The sequence below is a fragment of the Maribacter sp. 2-571 genome, assembly GCF_050589625.1.
Taxonomy (GTDB): domain Bacteria; phylum Bacteroidota; class Bacteroidia; order Flavobacteriales; family Flavobacteriaceae; genus Pelagihabitans.
This window is the reverse complement of record NZ_JBNGOP010000060.1, coordinates 1-3,546: the sequence shown is the minus strand read 5'-3', so window position 1 is coordinate 3,546 and position 3,546 is coordinate 1. Positions and strand designations below refer to the sequence as shown.

Here is a 3,546-nt window from a genome sequence, read left to right as displayed (position 1 = left end):
CCTTGGCGGGGACCCCGGTTTCCGGGAGCTGTTGCAACAGGTGAAGGGTACGACCCTTGGTGCGTACGACCACCAGTTGGCGCCCTTCGAGAAGGTGGTGGACCGCGTGGTGAAGACCCGCGATATGAGCATGAGTCCCCTCTTTCAGGTATTGTTTAGATCCAATGATGTTCCTGAAGAGGACGCTAGGACTACTATGACACAGCTATATGGTTTAGAAGTGGGCTCTTACGAAGAAGAAGAAAAGGTATCGTTATTAGATTTAGCGTTAACTATTTCAGAAGAAAAGTCGGGTATTGCATTAGACCTGGAATATTGCACGGCACTTTTTGAAGAGACCACTGTGCGCCGTATGCTTGTCCATTACGAGCAGTTGTTGCGCAGCATCGTTGCAGACCCTGCGGCGAGCATTACAAGTCTATCGATGCTGACGGCCCCAGAGGAAAAGCAGCTTCTTGAAGTCTTCAATAATACAGAGATAGCATATCCTGATGATAAGACAATCGTTGATTTGTTCGAGTCTCAAGTGAAAAAGACCCCGAATGCTACAGCAGTAATCTGTGGGGATACGGCGCTGACCTATAACGAATTGAACAATCGAGCAAATTGTCTAGCACATTATTTGCTGAATCAGTATCAGATAGCTCCAGGTGATTATATAGGGGTGATGTTAAATCGTACCGAATTATCGATTATTTCTATTCTTGGGATTCTAAAATCCGGGGGAGCGTATGTTCCGATTGATGTGGATTACCCTGCGAGTAGAAAATCGTATATCATAGAAGATATAGGCCTAAAAACACTGATTATAGAGTCTGAGAGCATGTTCGATGTTATTGATTTCAATGTCGGAATTTTCACTATCGATATAGAATTTGAGGGATTGTTCGCCACCAGTGATTCATTTTCAAACCCTTCAGTAAAAATAACCCCACATACAGCTGCGTATGTGATTTATACCTCTGGTAGTACGGGTAATCCCAAGGGGGTTATGGTGAGCCATGGTGCAAACGTTAATATGTCTTTGGACCAGATCGGGACCTTTGGGATTACCGGATCGGATCGTGTGCTCCAATTCGCATCTTTATCTTTCGATGCCTCGGTTTATGAGCTTTTCATGGCCTTTTACAGTGGAGCTTCGCTTGTTATAGCCGGGAAGGATGTTATCGCGGACCGTGAGGCCTTTGTTTCCTATTTGGAGTCTAACTCGGTAAGTATGGTGACCTTGCCCCCTGCTTATTTGCGTGTATTGCCTTTGGAGGAACTCAGTTTCTTACGGGTAATCGTAACTGCGGGGGAATCCCCGGATATCGATAAGGCGGTCTACTGTAGCGGATTTAGTGATTATTACAATGCGTACGGTCCCACGGAGTGCGCTGTCTGTGTGTCGACCTACAAGGTGAAGCCCTCCGATATCGGGCGTCAACATATCCCTATAGGGTCGGCTATTTCGAATACGAAGCTATATGTGTTGGACGGTCGGCAGGGGTTGGTGCCGGTGGGTGTATTAGGAGAGCTTTGCGTATCTGGTGCCGGCTTGGCCCACGGTTATCTTAACCGTCCCGCTTTGACGAAGGAAAAGTTCGTGGACAACCCTTTTGATGTTTCTGGCGTGAGCAAGCTTTATAGGACCGGTGATCTGGTACGTTGGTTGGCCGATGGTACGATCGAATATGTGGGTAGGATCGATGACCAGGTGAAGGTACGTGGCTATCGTATCGAGCTCGGTGAGATCGAGAGCGTTTTATCGGGATTGCCACAGGTATCGGGCTGCAGTGTCCAGGTACGTCCCGATAGTCATGGGAATAATCAACTGGTAGGCTATGTTGTGGGCCATGGCGGGGATATTTTTGACAAGGAGAATATCCAGGAGGCACTTTCACAAAAGTTACCCGGCTATATGGTTCCCGGTTTATGGGTAAGCTTGGATGAATTGCCCTTGACGGTGAACGGGAAGGTGGACAAGAAGTCGTTGCCGCACCCGGAGCTAACGGAGCAGTCGACGGTCGAGTACGTAGCGCCGCGCAACGATGTGGAACAACAACTGTCCGAAATCTGGAAGGAGCTGCTTGGAGTGGAACGGGTCGGGGCCTTGGATAATTTCTTCGAGCTAGGCGGGCACAGCCTATTAGCGACAAGATTGGTTTCTACCATTCGCAAAGAAATGGAAAGGGAAATCGATATATCGCGAATTTTTGAAAACCCGCTATTATCAGAACTGGGGGATTATCTTTCTAAACAATCCGAAAGTGGGTCACTCCCAGCAATAATTGTTCAAGAGCGTGGCGAGCGAATCCCGTTGTCCTTCAGTCAAGAGCGGCTTTGGTTCTTGGACCAGCTGCAGGGCAGCGAGGAGTACCATATGCCGATCGTACTTCGTTTGAAGGGTGATTTGGACGCCGGGCTTTTGGAAAATACGTTTCGCACGATTGTTGAGCGCCACGAGATATTACGGACAATCATAAGTTTGGAAGATGGTATAGGATATCAAGAGATTATCTCTTCAGACAATTGGTCATTGGAATTGAGCGACATTAATGATACTACCACTTTAGTAAACGTGCTAGATGACTTTATAGAAAGGCCTTTTGTATTGAGCAAGGATTATATGTTCCGAGCCGGTTTGTTTGCCTTAGATAAAGAGACACATGTATTGGCCGTTGTTTTTCATCATATATCAAGTGATGATTGGTCGAATACCATTTTGGTAGATGAGTTTGTAACAATTTATAAGGCATTTTTAGAAGGCAAGCAACCACGTTTGCCAGAATTATCGATTCAGTACGCCGACTATGCGATCTGGCAGCGCAACTACCTGACAGATTCCGTTTTGGAGGCGAAGCTTGGTTATTGGGAGGAACAACTCCAAGGGGTTTCCTTTTTGGAACTCCCTACGGATTATTCGCGTCCCGCCGTGCAGAGCAGTAAAGGAGGAACGGTGTCTTGTACGATAGATGAATCGCTGACGAGTGGGCTTATCGATTTGTCACAACGATTGGATGCTACCATGTTCATGACGTTGCTCTCGGCCTTTAAGGTATTGCTGTACCGTTACAGCGGTCAGGAAGATATTTGTGTGGGCACGCCGATAGCGAACCGTACCCAATCGGAGATCGAGCCATTGATAGGGCTGTTTTTGAACACCTTGGCACTACGTAGTAATCTTGACGACGAATCGAGGTTTATAGACGTGGTACAACAGGTCAAGAAGACCACCCTTGGCGCGTACGACCATCAAGAAGTTCCTTTTGAAAAAGTGGTGGACCGTGTTGTGAAGACGCGGGACATGAGCCGTAGCCCGCTGTTCCAGGTGATGTTCAATTTTATGATGGACAATGAGACCGATGACAGGGGAAGAGACGTCATCGACTTAGGGTCTCTTGAATTGACCGAAGAAGCGTTCGACGAAACTACGGCGCAATTTGATCTGAGTTTCGACATCACCCATACGGGTGAAGATCTCGATATTTCGGTGGAATATTGTAGCGATCTGTATAAAGAAGCTACGGTGGTCCGTATGCTGGGTCATTATGTATCGTTGCTAAG

1 protein-coding gene is annotated in these 3,546 nt (G+C 47.2%); it reads left to right on the top strand.

Features of this window, described 5'->3' with window-relative positions; translation table 11 throughout:
* Positions 1-3,546, top strand: a 3,546-nt coding sequence (locus ACRD7P_RS20815) for an amino acid adenylation domain-containing protein (RefSeq protein WP_430909722.1), incomplete at both ends; no start/stop codon positions are given.